15 protein-coding genes are annotated in these 18,508 nt (G+C 65.2%); 6 read left to right on the top strand and 9 right to left on the bottom strand.

The window, feature by feature from the left end:
• Positions 1-246 precede the first annotated feature (246 nt).
• The 3 genes from CSQ85_RS10490 to CSQ85_RS10480 all read left to right on the top strand — a co-directional run bounded on the left by CSQ85_RS10490 (position 247) and on the right by CSQ85_RS10480 (position 2,858).
• Positions 247-1,461: an ROK family transcriptional regulator gene (locus tag CSQ85_RS10490; protein WP_150383995.1), complete on the top strand. Its 1,215-nt coding sequence runs from the start codon at positions 247-249 to the stop codon at positions 1,459-1,461.
• Positions 1,462-1,627: 166 nt separating this feature from the next.
• Entirely contained in the window at positions 1,628-2,449 is an 822-nt protein-coding gene (locus CSQ85_RS10485; RefSeq protein WP_223846947.1) for an ATP-binding cassette domain-containing protein, read from the top strand.
• A 46-nt stretch (positions 2,450-2,495) separates the two neighbouring features.
• Complete coding sequence (locus tag CSQ85_RS10480; RefSeq protein WP_150383994.1) at positions 2,496-2,858, top strand: hypothetical protein; 363 nt, start codon at positions 2,496-2,498, stop codon at positions 2,856-2,858.
• A 19-nt stretch (positions 2,859-2,877) separates the two neighbouring features.
• On the opposite strand, the gene metF is transcribed toward CSQ85_RS10480, so the two are convergent.
• From metF to CSQ85_RS10445, 7 genes are all read right to left on the bottom strand, one after another.
• Entirely contained in the window at positions 2,878-3,747 is an 870-nt protein-coding gene (metF, locus tag CSQ85_RS10475; protein ID WP_150383993.1) for a methylenetetrahydrofolate reductase [NAD(P)H], read from the bottom strand.
• A gap of 207 nt (positions 3,748-3,954) precedes the next feature.
• Positions 3,955-6,258 carry a 5-methyltetrahydropteroyltriglutamate--homocysteine S-methyltransferase gene (gene metE / locus CSQ85_RS10470; RefSeq protein ID WP_150383992.1) on the bottom strand — a complete coding sequence of 768 codons (2,304 nt, stop codon included), beginning with the start codon at positions 6,256-6,258 and terminating at the stop codon, positions 3,955-3,957.
• Between the two features lie 181 nt (positions 6,259-6,439).
• Entirely contained in the window at positions 6,440-6,997 is a 558-nt protein-coding gene (locus tag CSQ85_RS10465) for a SixA phosphatase family protein (RefSeq protein ID WP_150383991.1), read from the bottom strand.
• Positions 6,998-7,117: 120 nt separating this feature from the next.
• On the bottom strand, positions 7,118-8,173 hold the full coding sequence (locus tag CSQ85_RS10460) for a tRNA (adenine-N1)-methyltransferase (protein ID WP_150383990.1): 1,056 nt from the start codon (positions 8,171-8,173) through the stop codon (positions 7,118-7,120).
• 149 nt (positions 8,174-8,322) lie between these two features.
• Positions 8,323-9,171: a transporter substrate-binding domain-containing protein gene (locus CSQ85_RS10455; RefSeq protein WP_190973011.1), complete on the bottom strand. Its 849-nt coding sequence runs from the start codon at positions 9,169-9,171 to the stop codon at positions 8,323-8,325.
• Positions 9,172-9,188: 17 nt separating this feature from the next.
• Positions 9,189-10,139, bottom strand: coding sequence for a magnesium transporter CorA family protein (locus CSQ85_RS10450; RefSeq protein WP_107041240.1), 951 nt, complete (start codon positions 10,137-10,139; stop codon positions 9,189-9,191).
• A 208-nt stretch (positions 10,140-10,347) separates the two neighbouring features.
• Positions 10,348-11,193, bottom strand: a complete 846-nt coding sequence (locus CSQ85_RS10445; protein WP_150383988.1) for a histidine phosphatase family protein — start codon at positions 11,191-11,193, stop codon at positions 10,348-10,350.
• Between the two features lie 118 nt (positions 11,194-11,311).
• Here CSQ85_RS10445 and CSQ85_RS10440 point away from each other — a divergent pair, with 118 nt between their 5' ends.
• Entirely contained in the window at positions 11,312-12,616 is a 1,305-nt protein-coding gene (locus CSQ85_RS10440; protein ID WP_150383987.1) for a class I SAM-dependent methyltransferase, read from the top strand.
• Positions 12,617-12,784: 168 nt separating this feature from the next.
• Here CSQ85_RS10440 and CSQ85_RS10435 read toward each other — a convergent pair whose 3' ends face one another.
• A complete protein-coding gene (locus CSQ85_RS10435) occupies positions 12,785-13,189 on the bottom strand; it encodes a pyridoxamine 5'-phosphate oxidase family protein (RefSeq protein ID WP_107041237.1) in 405 nt (134 codons plus the stop codon).
• Positions 13,190-13,392: 203 nt separating this feature from the next.
• Between CSQ85_RS10435 and CSQ85_RS10430 the strand changes: the two genes are divergently transcribed.
• On the top strand, positions 13,393-14,322 hold the full coding sequence (locus tag CSQ85_RS10430) for a DMT family transporter (protein WP_223846942.1): 930 nt from the start codon (positions 13,393-13,395) through the stop codon (positions 14,320-14,322).
• 143 nt (positions 14,323-14,465) lie between these two features.
• Positions 14,466-15,602, top strand: coding sequence for a hypothetical protein (locus CSQ85_RS10425; RefSeq protein WP_223846941.1), 1,137 nt, complete (start codon positions 14,466-14,468; stop codon positions 15,600-15,602).
• 215 nt (positions 15,603-15,817) lie between these two features.
• Here the strand turns inward: CSQ85_RS10425 and CSQ85_RS10420 are convergent, their stop codons facing one another.
• Positions 15,818-18,295, bottom strand: coding sequence for a phosphoketolase (locus CSQ85_RS10420; protein ID WP_150383986.1), 2,478 nt, complete (start codon positions 18,293-18,295; stop codon positions 15,818-15,820).
• Positions 18,296-18,508: the final 213 nt, after the last annotated feature.

The raw sequence follows: 18,508 nt of genomic DNA, 5'->3' as shown, positions 1-18,508 counted from the left end.
TCTTCGTTGAGGGCGGGCGGACAACCGTTGTCTGCCCGAACCTTGGAATTTCCTTAGGTTCAGGTAACAGAATACCAAGTTGGATTTAGATGTCAAACTCATAAACGCATGTTCTCGATCACTTGAGTTTGAGACGTGAACACAATGGCGGAAATACGCCATTTCTTACACCCGAGAACGCGACACGCCGTAAACGGTCACACACGGCCGCGGCCGACACAGCCACTTCGACTACACTGGACCCTTATGACAAGACGGTTATTCGGGTCGCAGACCTCACTGCGCGAGGCCAACCGGGCGAACCTCATGGACAGCCTCCACCGGTTCGGCGCGATGACGCAGGTCGAGCTCGCCGAGGTCACGGGACTGTCGACGGCGACGGTCTCGACGCTTGTCCACCAGCTCGTCGACGAGGGTCTGGTGGAGACCAAGGGCACTACGCGCAACGGCAGGCGCGCCACATTGGTCGCCCTCGCACGCCATCAGGGGCTTGGTCTCGGCCTGTGGGTCGAACGCAGGCAGCTCACCCTCGTCATCGTTGACTTCTCGAAGTCAATCATCGCCAAGCACGTCCTGCCACTCGCCTTCGGACACAAGGCCGACACCACGCTCGAACGCGCGATGGTGCTTATCAACGAGACCCTCAACAACATCGACGCCGACGCGGACGAGATCGTCGGCATCGGCGTCGCGGTGGCGGCCCCCGTCACCACCGCCGACCACATGATCGCGATCCCCGGCATCCTGCCCGGTTGGGACGGCGTCGACATCGCCTCGCCGCTGAACACCGCGTTCAACTGCCCGGTCTACGTCGACAACGACGCGAACCTCTCGGCGTTCTGCGAATCACGCATGGGCGTCGCCCTCGGCAGACGCAACTTCGTGTACATCGGCACCGGCGACGGGGTGGGCGCCGGCATCATGATCGGCGGGGCCGTCCTGCACGGCGTGACCGGACTCGCCGGCGAGATCGGCCACATCCAGATCGACCCGCTCGGCTCGATCTGCTCGTGCGGCAACCGCGGATGCCTCAACACCGTGGTCTCGGAGAACCGCCTCGTCCAACTGCTGAGCGTCACGCACGGCAACATGACGCTCGACGACCTTGTCGCCAAGGCCAACGACGGCGACCCCGGATGCCGCCGCGTCATCTCCGACGCCGCCGTGTGCATCGGCCAGGTGGTCGCGGACCTGTGCATCAGCGTCGACCCGGAGATCGTGGTGCTGGGCGGCAAACTCGCGCTCGCCGGGGAGACGTTCTCGCAGCCGTTCGACGAGGCGCTGCAGCGCATGCTGTTCCCCGACGCGGTCTCCCCCATCGACGTGAGGGTGTCCTCGCACCCGGTCGACGGGGCGGCGCTCGGCGGGGCCCTGGTCGCCATCGAATACTCGGACCGCAACCCGGTCGCCCCCTCAGCGACGGCGACGACAGCGGCCACGGTAACAACGGCGGCGCAGTAACGGTGCTTGGCGACGGCGATCGGAATCGACTATGGTGGGCATGAACAGGCAATCGACACGCGACAGCCGCGTGGAGGACGAGATGGCACGAGGGAACGCACACGTTCATTCATCCGGCGAAGGCAAGCGGTCCGAACCGCCTCTGCTGCGGCTCGAGGACATCTGCATCAAGTTCGGCTTCGTCGAGGCGCTCAAATCGGTGAACCTCGACATCAACCGACAGGAGGTCGTCGCCATCGTCGGCGACAACGGCGCCGGCAAGTCGACGCTGGTCAAGATCATCGCCGGCTTCCTCCAGCCCGGTTTCGGGCACATCTACCTGAACGGCGAGGAGGTGACGATCCCCTCGATCCGCGCCGCCGACCGCATGGGCATCGCCTCGGTGTTCCAGGGGCAGGAGTTCTGCGACAACCTCAACGTGGCCGCCAACCTGTTCCTCGGCAAGGAGGTCAACATCGGCGGCGTGCGCGACGACGAGGCGATGAACTCCCGCGCCCGCTCGGTGCTGAAGACCCTGAGCTCGGCGATCCGCGTGGGTTCGCCCATCGCCGCCCTGTCCACCGGACAGCGCCAGACCGTCGCGATCGCGCGCACGCTGCTCAACGACCCGCAGCTGATCCTGCTGGACGAGCCGACCGCCGCCCTGTCGGTGATGCAGACCGCCGAGGTGCTCTCGTACATCAAGCGCCTGCGCTCCGAGGGACGTACCGTGGTGATGGTCTGCCACGACCTGCCCGACGTGTTCGCCGTGTCCGACCGCATCGTCGTGATCCGTCAGGGGCGCATCTCCGGCGTGCACCGCACGGTCGAGACCTCGTACGAGGAGATCATCGCCGAGATCGCCGGCGTCGCGACCGAACACGAGTACGAGGAGATCACCGAAAGCCCGAAGTATGGCAACATGGTGCGCGAACGCAAGCTCATCGACCGCACGATGAGCGCGGCGCTGGACCGCAGCGCCAGGGGCTACTGGGCCGGCAACGAATAGCAGCGAATAGACGAATAGAACCGAACAGGAAGGGAATACACCCATCATGAGCAGTCTGGAAATCACCGTCACCGTCATTGTCGTGATCGTCTCGGTGGTGATCGGCCTCTTCTTCGGCCTGATCCCGCTCAAGGTCGATCAGACCACCGAGGAGCAGAACAAGTACTCGCAGTTCTTCGGCATCATCGGCGTCGGTCTGGTGATCATCCTGATCTTCACCAAGCAGGACTTCGCCTCGTGGGCGGCGATCTTCGCGATGCTGGCCGGCGTGATCATCGCCAAGATCCCGCCGCTGCACCGCTGGGGTCTGGAGCAGTTCCCGTGGATGGCGCCGGCCAAGCCGAAGAGCCCCCTCAAGCGCGCCAAGCCCGCCGGCAAGGGCGGCAACGGCGGCAGGAAGCGCAAGTAGCCGTCACTCGGCCGGTTCGTCACTCGGCGGGTTCGGCGGTCTCCGCGGTATCGAACAGGGGGCGCACGTTGCGCCAGATGCGCCGCGTGGAGGCGGGGCGGTTCATCGTGTACAGGTGCACGCCGTCCACGCCGTGCGCGACCAGATCGGTGATCTGCGCCGAGGCGTAGTTGATGCCGGCCTCGCGCAGCGTGGGCACGTCGCTCCCCCACCGCTCAAGCAGCGATTCGACGGCGGCCGGGATGCGCGTGCGGTTCTTCGAAGCCATCGAACGCAGCGACTTCGCGCCGTTGATCGGCATGATGCCCGCCTCGATCGGCACGTCGATGCCGGCCGCGCGGGCCTTGTCGAGGAACCGGTAGAAGTCCTCATTGTCGTAGAACAGCTGGGAGATCAGGTGCGTGGCGCCCGCGTCCACCTTCTCCTTCAGGTGTTCGATGTCCTCGTCGAGCGAGGCGGACTGGATGTGGCCTTCCGGGTAGCAGGCGCCGAACACCTTGAGATCGGGCTTGCGGTCGCGGATGTAACGCACCAGATCGCTGGCGTGCTCGAACACGCCCACCGGCGTCTCGCCGTCGATGTAGTCGCCGCGCAGCGCGAGTACCGCGAAGACGCCCGCATGCTCGAACATCTCCAGCGCCTCGTCGATCTTCGCCTCGTCCGAATACAGGGCGGTCAGATGCGCCACCGTCGGAATGCGGTACTCCTTGCGGATCGTGTTGGCGATGCGCGCCGTGGCCGTACGGTCGGCGTGCGTGCCGTGCCCGTACGTCACCGAGATGAAGTCGGGGTCGAGCCCCTGCAGCCCGTCCAGCGTGTCATAGATCGTGCCCACGGGCGCATCCCGCTTCGGCGGAAACACCTCGAGCGAAAACATCGGCTTATGCATAGTTCTTCCCTTCCCTTATCCTCGGCGCGCCAAAGGCGCCCACATCACGCACCCGAGCGGCGCGCAGGCGCCATGCCCACGCAACAGAGGCTGGGCGTTGCATGCGATGCGCGACCGTAGGCTTGGCCGAACGGCCTTGAGTGTGTCGCGTATCGTATGCAACGCCCAGCCTCCCCGCTGGAACTACCGGAATCTAGTCAGTCGTCTTCACGCGAGCTTGGCGCGCACGGCCTTGGCGGCTGCGACCAGATGCTCGAGGCTCGGCCAGGTCTCGGCGTCGCCACGGGTCTTCAGGCCGCAGTCCGGGTTGATCCACACCTTCTCGACGTCCATCTTCTTGAGGATCTCGTAGATGCGCTCCTCGATCTCCTTCTCGGCGGGGATGCGCGGGGAGTGGATGTCGTAGACGCCCGGGCCGGCCTCGGTCTCGAAGTTGGCCTCGTGGATCGCGTCGAGCACGACGAGGTCGCCGCGGGACGCCTCGAAGGAGATCACGTCGGCGTCCATCGCGTCGATGTCGCGGATGATGTCGTTGAACTCGGAGTAGCACATGTGCGTGTGGATCTGCGTGGTCGGCTTGACCGCGGAGTGCACGAGGCGGAACGCCGGCACGGCCCAGTCGAGGTACTTGACGTGCCAGTCGGTCTTCCTCAGCGGCAGCTTCTCGCGCAGGGCGGCCTCGTCGATCTGGATGACCTTGATGCCGGCGGCCTCGAGGTCGAGGACCTCGTCGCGGATGGCGAGGGCGAGCTGCTTGGTCTGCTCCTCGTGGGTGATGTCCTCGCGCGGCCAGGACCAGTTGAGGATCGTCACCGGGCCGGTGAGCATGCCCTTCATGACGTGGTCGGTGCGGCTCTGCGCGTAGGACGACCATTCGACGGTGATCGGCTTGGCGCGGGAGACGTCGCCCCAGACGATCGGGGGCTTGACGCAGCGGGTGCCGTAGGACTGCACCCAAGCGTTCTTGGTGAACAGGAAGCCGTTGAGGTTCTGGCCGAAGTACTCGACCATGTCGTTGCGCTCGAACTCGCCGTGGACGAGCACGTCGAGGCCGATCTTCTCCTGGTGCTTGATGCAGGCGTCGATCTGGTCCTTGATGAACTGGTCGTACGCATCCTTGGTGATCTCGCCCTTGCGGAACTTGGCGCGCTCGGCGCGGATCTCGCGGGTCTGCGGGAAGGAGCCGATGGTGGTGGTCGGCAGCAGCGGCAGGCCGAGGGCCTCGCGCTGGAGCTTCTGGCGCTCGGCGCGGGCGGGCTGGCGCACGAAGTCGGCGTCGGCGAGCTTGGAGATGCGTTCGGCGACGGCCGGGTCGGCGGCCACGCGGGTGCCGTCGAACAGCGCCTGGTTGGCGGCGAGCGCGGCGGAGGCCTTGCGCTCCTCGTCGGAGGCGTCGGCCAGGACGGCGATCTCCTTGAGCTCGCCGAGCTTCTCGACGGCGAACGCGAAGTGCTTGAGGACCTCGGGCTTCAAGGCGGTCTCGCCTTCGGTGCTGAACGGGACGTGCAGCAGGGAGCTGGCGGTGGAGACGGCCACGTTGGCGGTGACCTGCTTCAGGGCGTCGACGAGGCCGAGGCTGACGGCGTAGTTGTTGCGCCAGATGTTGCGGCCGTTGACCACGCCGGCGAAGATTGTGGTGCTCTCGGCGACGCCGTACTTGGAGACGGCGGCGAGGTTCTCCTCGCGTCCCTCGTTGAGGTCGAGGCCGATGCCGTCGAAGCCGAGCAGGTTGACGGTCTCGTACACGTCGGCGATGTGACCGAAGTAGGTGTTGAGCAGCACCTTGACGGCGCCCTTGCGTGCGGGCAGGATCTTGGCGTACAGGCTCTTGAAGAGCTCGACGTCGCCCGGCTGCTTGTCGAGCACGAGGAACGGCTCGTCGATCTGGATCCACTCGGCGCCGAGCTCGGCGAACTTCGCGACCACCTCGGCGTACACGGCGGCCACGGCGTTGACGAGGCCCTTGTCGTAGGTGAGCTCCTGCGCGTTGTCGTCGCGGGAGAGCTTGAGGAAGGTGTACGGGCCGATGAGGACCGGCTTGGTGACGATGCCGAGCTCCTTGGCCTCGAGGAACTCGTCGAACGGCTTGGTGCCGTTGAGCTTGATCTCGGTGGAGGGCTCGATCTCCGGCACGATGTAGTGGTAGTTGGTGGTGAACCACTTCTTCATCGGCAGCGCGGTGACGTCGCCGCGCTCGCCCTGGTAGCCGCGGGACATCGCGAAGAGCGTCTCCTCGGGCTGCTCGAAGGCGAGGCGCTGGTAGCGCTCCGGGATGACGTTGAGCAGGATGGCCGTGTCGAGCAGCTGGTCGAAGTAGCTGAAGTCGTTGCTCGGGATCAGGTCGACGCCCGCCTCGGCCTGGATCCTCCAGTGCTTGGCGCGCAGCTCCTTGGCGGTGGCGTGCACCTCGTCGAGCGTGGCGTTGCCCTTCCAGTAGGCTTCGATGATCTTCTTGAGCTCTCGGTTCTGACCGATGCGCGGGAATCCGGACACGGACGTGAGTGCAGTCATGAATCCTCCATACTGCTTCGTAGCGAAAACGGCTTTTCAACCCGCTCAGCCTATCAAACACGTCCTAAAACACGGTCATCAATGACATGGAAGTGTCGCTATAAACCGGCTTTATACCGCCGTTTGGCGCCACTGTAGAGGAATCATAGCCCGCTGGGTGACCCGACGCGCCGGCTGCCCGTCATTCGAAATCGGAGGGGCTCATCACGGCCAGCAGGTCGCCGGAATGCACCTGCCACTGGTCGAACGGCTTGTCGGAGCCGAAGACCACGACGCCCGCGGTCTGCAGTCCGAGGTTGAGCAGGTCGAGGCGCTCCGAATCGGATTCGGACGAGGCGAGCCACTGGCTGGCGATCGAGACGGTCGGCTCGTGGCCGAGGACCATGAGCACGCGGTCCTTCTCCTTGGTGTGCGTGAGCTCGTCGAACACGGCCTGCACGCCCCCCTCGTAGAGGCTCTGATGGTAGTCGACCTTGGGCGCGTCACCGAACGTCTTGAGCATCTTGGCGCAGGTCTGGCGCGCACGCGTGGCGGCGGAGCAGGCGATCACGTCCGGCAGGAGCTTCATGTCGACGAGGCCCTTGGCGACCTTCTTCGCCTGCTTGAGGCCCTTGGACGTCAGTTCGCGGCCGTAGTCGCCCTCGGCGTGGAACGGTTCGGCCTTCGCGTGGCGCATGATGATCAGGACATGGTCGTAGCCCTTGGCACGCTTGGCCACCTTGTTCGGATTGACTCCCATGACTGCTCCCCTCGATCCCGTGGCGAACCCTTCCGTGAACGCCGTCCGAACCGCCGGAAAACGGCCGGGGAACGGACGGCGAACATCACGTTCGCGCAATAACGATCAATTATAGTCCGTTCAGTCTCCGAGCGCATCGACCATGCGGTCGAGGTCGCGCAGCACCTTACGTAGTTTGCGGTCGGAGATGTCGCGCAGCTCGAGGTCCTCGAGCCGCGCGGCACGCTCCTCGGGCGTCAGGTCGTCCACGTCGGTGACGGTGTCCTTGGCCGCGCGATCGCGCTTCCGCAGGGCGGTGAAGCCCTCGGCCATCGCGCGCGAGACGATGAGGAAGCCCGTGTGCCCGATCATCTGGTGGTCGGGGCGGACGGCGAGGTCCTGCACCTTCCAGCTGCGCTCCAGCGTCTCCTGCACGTCGGGTTCGGTCCACACGCCCGCGTCGCGCAGGGCCTCGACCATGCGGCTCATCTGCGTGGTGGTGGTGACGTAGGCGACGAGCACGCCGCCGGGGGCGATCACGCGGTACGCCTGTTCGAGGCGGTTCCACGGGTCGAGCATGTCGAGCATGATGCGGTCGAAACAGTGTTCGGGCAGCGTGGCGGCGACCGAGTCGAAGTCGCCGGTCAGGAGGTTCCACCATGCGGGGCGCTCGCCGTAGTAGACGGTCGCGTTGGCCTCGGCCACGCGCGCGAAATCGGGGCGCAGCTCGATGGTGGTGACCTCGCCGCCCTCGCCCACCGCGTCAAGCAGGTTCAGGCTCATCGCGCCCGATCCGGCGCCCGATTCGAGCACGCGATGACCGGTGCGGATGTCGCCGAGCTGAATGACCTGGGCGATGTCCTTCGGGTACATGATCTGCGCGCCGCGCGGCATGGAAAGCACGTAGTCGGCGATCCTGGGGCGCATCACGGCGTACTGCCAGCCGCCGATCGCGCGTGTCGCCTTCCATGGTTTGGCGGCGTCGCGTTCCGGGTGCAGCTGGTTGACCTGCGCCTCGCGCTTGGCGGTGACGGTGGTGACGATGACGCCTTCGGTGCGTCCGATCACGTCGTCGTGCAGGATCAGCCCGTGCTCGGTCTGCGTGGACCCGCCCGCCACCAGCTGGTCGGTGATCCTCTTGTTCCTGCGGTCGGTGAACTGCACCTTCTCCCCCGCCATGAGCGGTCCGCGTCGCATATCGCCTCTCCTGTCTCGTGTCTGGTCCGCCGGCGTGGCCGTCCGGCACGGTTCCGGCGGTCGTCCGGGTCGGCCATCCATACTATCCGACCGCATGTCCGAACGTCTGTCCGAGCGTCAGCGGGTGCCACCGGAGCCGGAGGCCGACGTCAGGAGGCCCGCCATCCGGTGTCGGCCTTAAGCCCGCGCAGCGCCGCCTCGTATGAACCGTCCGAGCGCATGTCCTCGAGGGCGGCGGCGACGTTCTGGGCCAGCGTGCCGGCCCCCTCGGGCAGCGCGACGCCGTACCGCGCCCCGCCGTAGGACACGCCGCCCACCGGCTGCGCGAGTCCGCCGCCCTGCGCGCGGGCGAGGCCGGCGAGTATCACGTCATCGCCGGCGATGGCGTCGGCGGTGCCGATCATCAGGTCGGTGACGCATTGCGGGTACGTGTCTCGCTCGTGCGTCCGCGCTCCGGGCTGTTCGGCGAGCAGCGCCTCCTTCGCCCCGCTGCCCGCCACCACGCACACGTCATGGCCGGCCAACTCGTCCGGTCCGGTGATGTCGTCCGCATCGTCAGGGCGGACGAGCAGCCCTTGGGCGACCTCGAGGTACGGCCCGGCGTACTCGATGGAGGCGTCGCCGGCCTGCTGTTCGGTCTCGGGCATCGTCACGCCGGCGACGACCATGTCGACCGTGCCGTCGTCCAGCAGTTCCAGACGGTTGGACGGAAGCACCTGTTTGAAGATGATCTGCTTGTTCGCGTATCCGAGCTTCTTGGCCACATACCGGGCCACCTCGGTCTCGAACCCGGAGTAGGAGCCGTCGTGCCAGCGCGACAGGCCCGGCTCGTCGGCGGCCACGCCGATCGCGATGGTCGGCCCCTCGGGCTGGCCGGCCGTCGCCGGCGCCTCGCCGCACCCGGTCAGCGACGTCAGCATCGCCAGCGACGTCAGCGCCGCGCATGCCGCGACGGCGGTGCGCCTGATACCGGCGGACGGTTTCGCCTTCATCGCCATGATCGCCCTCCGGGACGTCACTTGAACATGCGGGAACGGGTGAGGAACCAGGTGACCAGAGCCGACAGCACGATCGAGATGACGATGATCAGCGTGAAGCCCCATGTCTTGTCGGTGAAGGGCATGCCCAGCTGACCGGGCACGAAGTTCATGCCGTACATCGAGAAGATCAGCGTCGGGATGGACAGCGTGATCGAGATGATCGTGAAGATGCGCATCACGTTGTTCAGGTTGTTCGACACGATCGAGGCGAACGCGTCGGTCATGTTCGCGAGAACGCCGCTGTAGATGTTGGCCATCTCGATGGCCTGCTTGTTCTCGGTGATGACGTCGTCGAGCAGGTCCTCGTCGTCCGGATACTGCTTGATGCGCTGCAGCGTGTTGAGCTTCTCCATCACGATCTCGTTCGATTTGAGGGAGGTGGTGAAGTAGACCAAGGTCTTGGACAGCTCCATGAGCATCACGATCTCGCGGTTCTCCATCGAATGGCGCAGCTTCAGTTCGAGCTTGTCGCTCTCGCGGTCGATGATGCGCAGGTAGCGCAGGTACATCGTGGCGTTGCGGTAGAGGATCTGCAGGATGAAACGCGAGTGCATGTACGTGTTGAAGCCGCGGATCGTGCCCTCCATGAACGGGTGGAGCACCGGCGTGTCCTGCATGCACACGGTGATGATGAGGTGTTCGGTGACGATGATCGACAACGGGATCGTCTCGTACCAGTCGCGTCCGCCGCGCTCCTCGACGGTCGGGATGTCGACGATGACCATCGTGTAGTCGTCCTCGACGTCGACGCGCGAGCGCTCCTCGTCATCCAGCGGGGCACGCAGGTCGGCGAGATCCACGCCGGTCTCGGAGGCGACGGTGGCGAGCTCGACGTCGGTCGGTTCGCTCAGGCACAGCCACGAGCCGTTCTCGGGTTTGTCGATACGCTCCACCTGACCATTCATGGTGCTGAACATCCTCAACATCGTCTTCTCACCCGCCTTCCGTCTTGCATCGTGACGCCGTATATGGCGTTTCAAACCTCGACAAGTCTAATCCGAGGCCGTGCCCGGCGCCACCGCCGCACCACAGGAAGTCTGAATTCGACGTGAATTATCCGTCCGTGTCCGGTCCGCCGCGGTCCGCCGCGGACCGCCGCGGACCGCCGCCCGGTCTACAGGCCGGTCCGCCGGCTCACCATGTGATCGGCTGCCATTGGGGCATGTGCGGCCCGTGCAGCTCGGCCGGGCCGTTCTCCCAGTCGGTCAGGTTCGCGACGTCCGGCGCCTGATTGTGCTCCAGCAGCTCCCACAGCGGCGTGGCGACGGCGTGCCCGTTGACCGTGTACCGGGGCTTCAGACGGCTCCAGCAGGCGTTGCGCATCGGTCCGATCGCGTTCATCGCGTCCGGGTCGATGCCCAGCAGCTCGCTGATCGTGGCGATGATCCACGATCCGTGTCCGACGATCATCAGCGTGGTGGGCGTGTCGTCGGCGTACGCCGGATCGGCGAGGATCTCGTTCAGCGCCTTCACGCCGCGCTGCCCCAACGCCTTCCTGCTTTCGACGCCGTACGCGAGCTCGCCGCCCTCGCGACGCTTCCATGAGTCGTAGGCCGCGGCGTCCACCCGCCTGATCTGGTCGCGGGTCATGCCCTCCCACTGTCCGAAGCTGCGTTCGCGCAGGCGCGCGTCGGGGTGGACCTCAAGACCGAGGATGTCGGCGAAGGCGTGGGCCGTCTGCAATGCGCGGAACAGGTCGGAGCTCACCACGACCATGCGCCTCGCCGCGGCGGGCGCCTCGCGGTACTCGTCGACGCTGGTACGTTCGGCCGCGTCCGGACCGGGCTGCGCGATGCGTTCGGGGTGCGCCGCCAGACGGCTCACCTTGGCCCAGTAATACCGACCGGCGAGCGCCAGTCCGGACTGGTCGGCCTGCCATTGGCCGACGATGTCGAGCGGCACGTCGATCTGGCCCTGCAGCCGCCGGGTCAGGTTGTAGTTCGTGCGTCCGTGCCTAAGCATCACCACTTCTTCGATCATCGTCGACGACTTCCTTCCGTACGCTCGCGGGGGCTTCCTCGTGTCAAGTGTTCCACATCCGCCGGTCATCGTCGAGCGTCCTGGGTTTTCGGATTTCCGGCTTCCGTAGAATGGCATCGTGATGATTTCCGAACAGACGCGCGCGTTCGTGGACGCGCATCGCAATGAGGACGTACGCGATCTGGCGCTGCACGCGGGCCGCCCGGACGGCGTCGACATGACGGTCGCGCTGGAGCAGATCGCCGGATGGCGGACGGCGCGCGCGAAGCTGCCCGAGTGGGCGGCGCATGACGACGTATGGTATCCGCCGCACCTCGCGATGGAACAGTGCTCGTCGGAGTTCACCGCAAGGTACAAGGCGGGGGTCGCGCGCCGTCTCGTCGCAGGAGAATCGCTCGACACCATGTCGAACGATGTCCCGCACGCCGAGGGCGCAACAGCCCAGAGTACGTCGTCCCTCGACCCGTCGGACAACGCCCCCGACTCCGCCCGATCCTCCACGCTGGTCGATCTGACCGGCGGGTTCGGCGTGGACTTCTCATACATGGCCCGCGACTTCGAGCATGCGGTCTACGTGGAGCGTCAGCCGAACCTGTGCAAGCTCGCCGCGCACAACATGCCCGCGCTGGGGTTGGCCCACGCCCGGATCGTCAACGCCGACGCCGAGGCGTATCTGGATTCGATGCCCGACGCGACGCTCGTCTTCCTCGATCCGGCCCGACGCGACGCGCACGGCGCGCGCACCTACGCGATCGCCGACTGCACGCCGGACGTGCTGGGGATTCTGGACCGGTTGCTCGCCAAGGCCCCGCATGTGATGGTCAAGCTCTCCCCGATGCTCGACTGGCATAAGACGGTGGACGATTTCGCCGGCCACGCGGCCGAGGTGCATATCGTCTCCACCGGCAACGAGTGCAAGGAGCTGCTGGTCGTCCTCGACCGAGGCACGCATGCCTCCCCGCGCATCGTGTGCGTCAACGACGCCCAGCTCTTCTCCTTCACCCCGCCCGCCGCGACGGATCCCATGGGATCGGACGCAGGTCCCTCCCCCGACGGACACGAATGGCGTCATCTGTACGAGCCGAACGCCTCGATCATGAAGGCAGGATGCTTCGATGCGCTCGCCCGGAGCTATGGCGTACGGATGATCGGGCCGAACAGCCACCTGTTCGTCTCCGACGAGCCCGTCGAGGGCTTCCCCGGACGGTCGTTCGCCATCGAAGGCGTATCGACGATGAACAAGCGCGAGCTCAAGGCCGCGCTTGGCGATCTCACGCATGCGAACATCGCCGTGCGCAACTTCCCGATGCCCGTCGCCGCGCTGCGCAGGAAACTCAAGCTCAAGGACGGCGGTGACGCCTATCTGTTCGCCACGACGGACGACCGGGGCCGTCACCTCGTCATCCGCTGCCGCAAGGCATAACGGGGTCGCGGATGAGGTTGAAGACGGAGACGGACCCATCTCCTCAGTCCATCTCTTCCCCGAAAACCAATGATGCCTGTGCGTCACAGTCGAATGCGACGCACAGGCATCATGGAATGATCCGGGATCAGGTCCAGGACCGGAGCGGACACCGACCGTATGGCAGGCTCAGTCCTTGACGATGGTCTTGCCGGCGGTGGGGCCGGAGGCGAGGTTCTGGATCTCGGTGATCTCGAGGACCGGGATCACGGCCGGCTTCTTGGTACCCTTCTCCTCGGCGACCTTGACCTGCTCCTCGTAGATCGCGTCGTCGGAGTGCAGGGTCACGGTGCCGCGGAAGCGGTAGCCCTTCTTCTCGGCGAGGTTCGCGAAGGCGATGACGAGCGGGGAGCCGTTCTTGAGGTTCTCGTAGGCCTGGCCGGCGGTGCGCTCGTGGTAGGCGATGTGGTTGTCGTCCAGCACGAACAGGGACATCTTCGGGCCGAGGTCGAGCTGGCCGTCCTTGGAGACGGTGGAGATCCAGCCCAGGTTGTTCTCGATGAAGGTCTTCATCTCAGCGGTGAGCGTTGCCATGGTGACATCCTTTCGTTGGGAAACGCGTTATCCGTACTCCACTCTACCCATTCGCCCGCCGCGCCGCCCTCATCGTTCGCTGTGAGTATGTTCACTCTTCCCTCGCAGGCATGTCGTCCGCCGGACCGGCCGTATCGTAAGTATCGGCATCACGAGAAGACGAACACGAGAAGACGAAGGAAGTGAGGTCATCTTCCATGCGTATGGCGGAACGAATCGGCGCGTTGCGCAGCCGATGGTCACGGTCCTTCCCGCCGAATCTCGCCCGGCTCATGCTGCTCTCCTGCGCCGCGTTGTGGGGAGGCAGCTACCTGCTGGCCAAGTTCGCGATGGAGGCGATTCCCCCGCAATGGCTGATGGGGTTGCGCATGATCGGCGCCTGCCTGTGCATGCTGGCGATGTTCCACCGTCATATCATCCCGGCCTTGAAGCCGTCGATCATCGTCCCCGCGCTGGTGGTGGGCCTGACCTACTGGGGCACGATGGTCACGCAGACGATCGGGTTGCAGACCATTGAGCCGGGACGCAGCGCGTTCCTCACCGCGGCCTACTGCGTGATCACCCCCTTCGCCACATGGATCGTCTCGAAGGTCCGTCCGAAGGCCGTCAATCTGGTCGCCGGCGTGATCTGCCTGATCGGCGTCGGCTTCGTCTCGCTGAAGGACGGGGCGTCACTGTCGCTGTCGACCGGCGACTGGCTGACGCTGTCGACCGCCGTCATCTTCTCGTTCAACCTCACGTTCCTGGGCGTCTACACGAAGCGGTTCGACCCGATCGCCGTGACGTTCGTGCAGTTCGCCGTCGCGGGCGTCATGTTCATCGTCGGCGCCGTGTTCACCGAACCGGCGCCGAACGCCGGCTGGCTCGCCGCCCCGGTGCTGGCGAGCGTGCTGTACCTGTTCCTCGGGGCGACGATGTCCGCGCAGATCATGCAGAACATCGGTCTCGCGCATGTGCCCGCCTCGCAGGCGTCGATCATCATGTGCACGGAGAGTCTGTTCGCGGTCTCGTTCTCGGCGCTGTTCTGGGGCGAGCGCATCACATGGAGTTCGCTGGTCGGATTCGCGCTGATCTTCTCGGCCGTGTTGCTGTCCGTGATCAGGCCGACACGGCATTCCCTGCACCGCAACTGACGGCGACGCGACCGCGGTCGATACGACGCGACACGACGACGACACGGGGCACCCCCGAACGACACCCCCAAGCTTGTGTGTGTTTTGCGTCATCATCGCGCTTCACAGGCATTCGCAGGCGATAACGGTTACTTTCGATGGTGATGAAGTTTATCAAAGGTCTTTCCGTCTCACAGATCGTCGCGGGGTCGCTCGCGGCGGTCACGTCATTCCTGTTATCGGCGAAAATCGGCGTCGCCGGCTCGGTGATCGGTGCCGCCGCCAGTTACATCATCTCGACCGTCGCCGCGAACATCTACAAGAACGTGCTCGACGCCTCGGGCGAGAAACTCCAGTCGATCACCCCGGGATCGTCCGACTCGGCCGACGGCGGGGATACACCGGATTCCGACTCCGCCGCCGCCTCCGACGCCGCCGCAGGTGGCGATGCCGACGCGGCGAAACCGTCGGCCTCCTCGCCATCGTCCGACGAGGCGCCGAACGACGATGCCGCCGAACCGTCCGATGCGACACGCGTCATCGCGGATGCGGCGGGGGTGGCTGGCGTGTCCGGCGCATCCACCCGCACGCCCCGCGCGGTCAGCTCGAACGTGCCGACCGCGGATCGTCGCGGCCTGCCCGCCACGAAGACGAGCACCTACACGCTCGAGGAGATCCGACGCGGCCGCAAGCGCCGCATCGATCCGAAGCGCATGGCGATCATCGTGTCCGTCGTCTCCGGCCTGATCGGCGTGGCGTTCGCCGCCGGTCTGGTGATGCTGTTCACGAACGGCAACGGCACCGACACGATCGTGCGCGACGTGGTGAGCCCGACCACCTCGCAGACCACGACAAACAACGGCACCGACAACGATTCGGACACCACGCCGAACGCGCCCTCGCAGCCGCAGGATCACTCGGGCAAGGACTCCGGTTCCACGTCGGACGGCACCGATTCCGAGTCCACGACCGATTCCGGATCCTCCGATTCCACCGGCTCCACCGACGGCACGAGCGGCACCGAATCCGGTTCGGGGTCCGGTTCCGAATCCTCCGGCTCGACCGATTCCAATGGTTCGGAATCCGGTTCGACCGGCTCGGGTTCCACCGGCTCCGGTTCGACCGGCACTGGCATGGGATCGACCGGCGGTTCGACGTCCGGCTCGACCGGTTCGTCGTCGGGTTCCACCGGTTCCGAGTCCTCGGGTTCCCAGTCCGGTTCCGGCACGGGCTCGACGTCCGGTTCGACCGGCTCCGGCACCTCGGGCGGCGCCTCCACTGGTTCCGGCTCGACCAACTGACCGATCCGGTTCTCATCAATAATGGTCTTGGCAGACTGTGTTCTGCCAAGACCATTTGTTTTCTCGGCTCCCCTTGCAGAGGCTGCCAGATTCTACGGGCTACGACTCGGAGGAGATCAGGATTCTACCGGCATACGAATCGGCATACGAAAAGGGGCTTGGGGAGAATCCCCAAGCCCCTTAACCGTTAGGACCCTAACGAGATGGAGTCAGACTCACTCGTTGTCGCCGGCGGTCGCGGCGGTGGCGGTGACGGCGCCCTTCTCGGAGGTGTTCAGGCCGGAGTACACCCAGTCGGTGTAGTCCGGGTGATCGTAGCCGTGGTCGACGGCGAACTGGAAGGCCTCGTCACGGAACTTCTCGAGCTCGTCGATCTTGGCGGCGTACTTGTCGGCGTCGATCATGCGCAGAGCCTCGGCGGTCAGCTCGTAACGGTCGATCTCGTTCACGCGAACCATGTCGTACGGGGTGGTGGTGGAGCCCTCCTCCTCGTAGCCGTGGACGTTGAAGTTGTCGTGGTTCGGGCGATCGTAGATCAGGCCGCGCACGTCGTGAGCGTAGGAGTGGTACGCGAACAGGACCGGCTTGTCGGCGGTGAAGATGTCGGCGAACTCCTCGTCGGACAGGGCCTCGTCGTTCTCCTTGGCGGACTGCAGAGCGAGCAGATCAACCACGTTGACGACCTTGAACTTGATGCCCAGCTCCTTGAGCTTGTCGGAGGCGGCCATGATCTCCTGGGTCGGGACATCGCCGGCGGCGGCAAGCACGATCTCGGCCTCATCGTTGGACTTCGCGGTGGAGGCCCAATCCCAAGCGGCGGCACCCTTCTCGAGCTCGGCGCGAGCCTCGTCGAGGGACAGCCAAGTGGCGGCCGGCTGCTTGCCGGCGATGATGGCGTTGATCTTGTTGGTGGACTTGTAGCACTTCTCGGCGATGGCCAGCAGCATGTTCGCGTCGGTCGCGAAGTAGATGCCGATGACGTGGTCGTTGTGGAAGCACTTGTTCAGCAGCAGGGAGGTGACACCCGGGTCCTGGTGCGAGAAGCCGTTGTGGTCCTGACGCCAGACGTGGGAGGAGACCAGCAGGTTCATGGACGCGATCGGCTTGCGCCACGGGATCTCACGAACGGTGGCCTCGAGCCACTTGGCGTGCTGGTTGAGCATGGAGTCGATCACGTGGACGAAGGACTCGTAGGAGCTCCAGATGCCGTGACGACCGGTCAGCAGGTAGCCCTCGAGGAAGCCTTCCATCTGGTGCTCGGACAGCTGCTCGACGACCTGGCCGGAGACGTGCATGTGCTCGTCGACCTCGTCGGAGATGTAGCCGGCGTCCCACTGCTTGTTGGTGACCTCGTAGGAGGCCTGCAGACGGTTGGAGGCGGTCTCATCCGGTCCGAAGATGCGGAAGTCGTGCGGGTTGTTCTTGATGATGTCGCGGGTGTAGACGCCCAGACGACGGGTGGCCTCGAGCTGGCCCCAGCCGTGGCCGTACTTCTCGACTTCCTTGACGGCGTAGTCCTCGATGTTCGGGAGCTTCAGGTCGTCGCGGATGACACCACCGTTGGCGTTCGGGTTGGCACCGATACGCAGCTCGCCCTTCGGCATGAAGGACAGGACGTCCTCCTTGACGGCGCCGTTCTCGTCGAACAGCTCCTCCGGCTTGTAGGACTCGAGCCAGTTCTTGAGGACCTCGAAGTGGGCCTCGGTGTCGCGGGCGGAGGCCAGCGGCACCTGGTGGGAACGCCAGGAGCCCTCGGTCTTCTTGCCGTCGATGTACTTCGGGCAGGTCCAGCCCTTCGGGGTGCGGAAGATCAGCATCGGGTAGAACGGACGGTGCACGTTGTCGGTCTGGGCGGTCGCCTTGATGTCGCAGATCTCGTCCCAGATGGTCTCCCACAGCTCGGCGAAGCGGCGGTGGATGGACATGTGGTCCTCATCGTCGAAGCCGGCGACGAACTCGTACGGCTCGTAGCCCATGCCGTGGAAGAACTCGTGGAGCTCCTCGTCGGAGATGCGGGACAGGATGGTCGGGTTGGCGATCTTGTAGCCGTTGAGGTGCAGGATCGGCAGCACGATACCGTCGGTGCGCGGGTTCACGAGCTTGTTGGACTGCCAACCGGTGGCCAGCGGGCCGGTCTCGGCCTCACCGTCGCCGACGATGGCCGGGACGAACAGGCTCGGGTTGTCCATGATGGCGCCGTAGGCGTGGGACAGGGCGTAACCCAGCTCGCCACCCTCGTGGATGGAGCCCGGGGTCTCCGGAGCGAAGTGGGACGGGATGCCGCCCGGGTAGGAGAACTGGCGGAAGAACTTCTGCAGACCGGCCTCGTCCTTGGTGATCTTCGGGAAGGTCTCGGTGTAGGTGCCGTCCAGGTAGGACTGCGAGGTGCCGGCCGGGCCGCCGTGGCCCGGGCCCATGATGATCACGGTGTTCTGGCCGTGGTCGGCGATGAAGCGGTTGATGTGGCCGATCAGGAAGTTCAGGCCCGGGGTGGTGCCCCAGTGGCCGACCAGACGGTGCTTGACGTCCTCGCGGGTGAAGGGCTCCTTCATCAGCGGGTTGCTACGCAGGTAGATCTGGCCGATGGAGAGGTAGTTGGCGGCGCGCCAGTACTTGTCAACGCCTTCGAGGGCTTCCTCGGAAACCGGAGCGTTGAGCTTCTTCCAAGGGGTGCCAATAACAGGACTCGTCATGTGTACTCCTGTACTCCTGCACGTAATCGTGCGATTGATTATTTCTGTTTCGGTCGCGAGACCTCCATAACCTTGCGGTTACGCGGTTTCCCGCTTCCAATCACCAGTCATGTTACGAGGACAACGCGACTTTTGAACGATTTCTTGCGGGTGTGTTCGAAAATGTTGCGAAAATTGCTGGTTTTGTGTGAATTAGCCGATCGATTGTGCGCA

Source organism: Bifidobacterium rousetti, from assembly GCF_008698235.1.
GTDB lineage: Bacteria > Actinomycetota > Actinomycetes > Actinomycetales > Bifidobacteriaceae > Bifidobacterium > Bifidobacterium rousetti.
The sequence above is the reverse complement of the archived record's forward strand: the minus strand, read 5'-3'. Positions and strand labels throughout refer to the sequence as shown.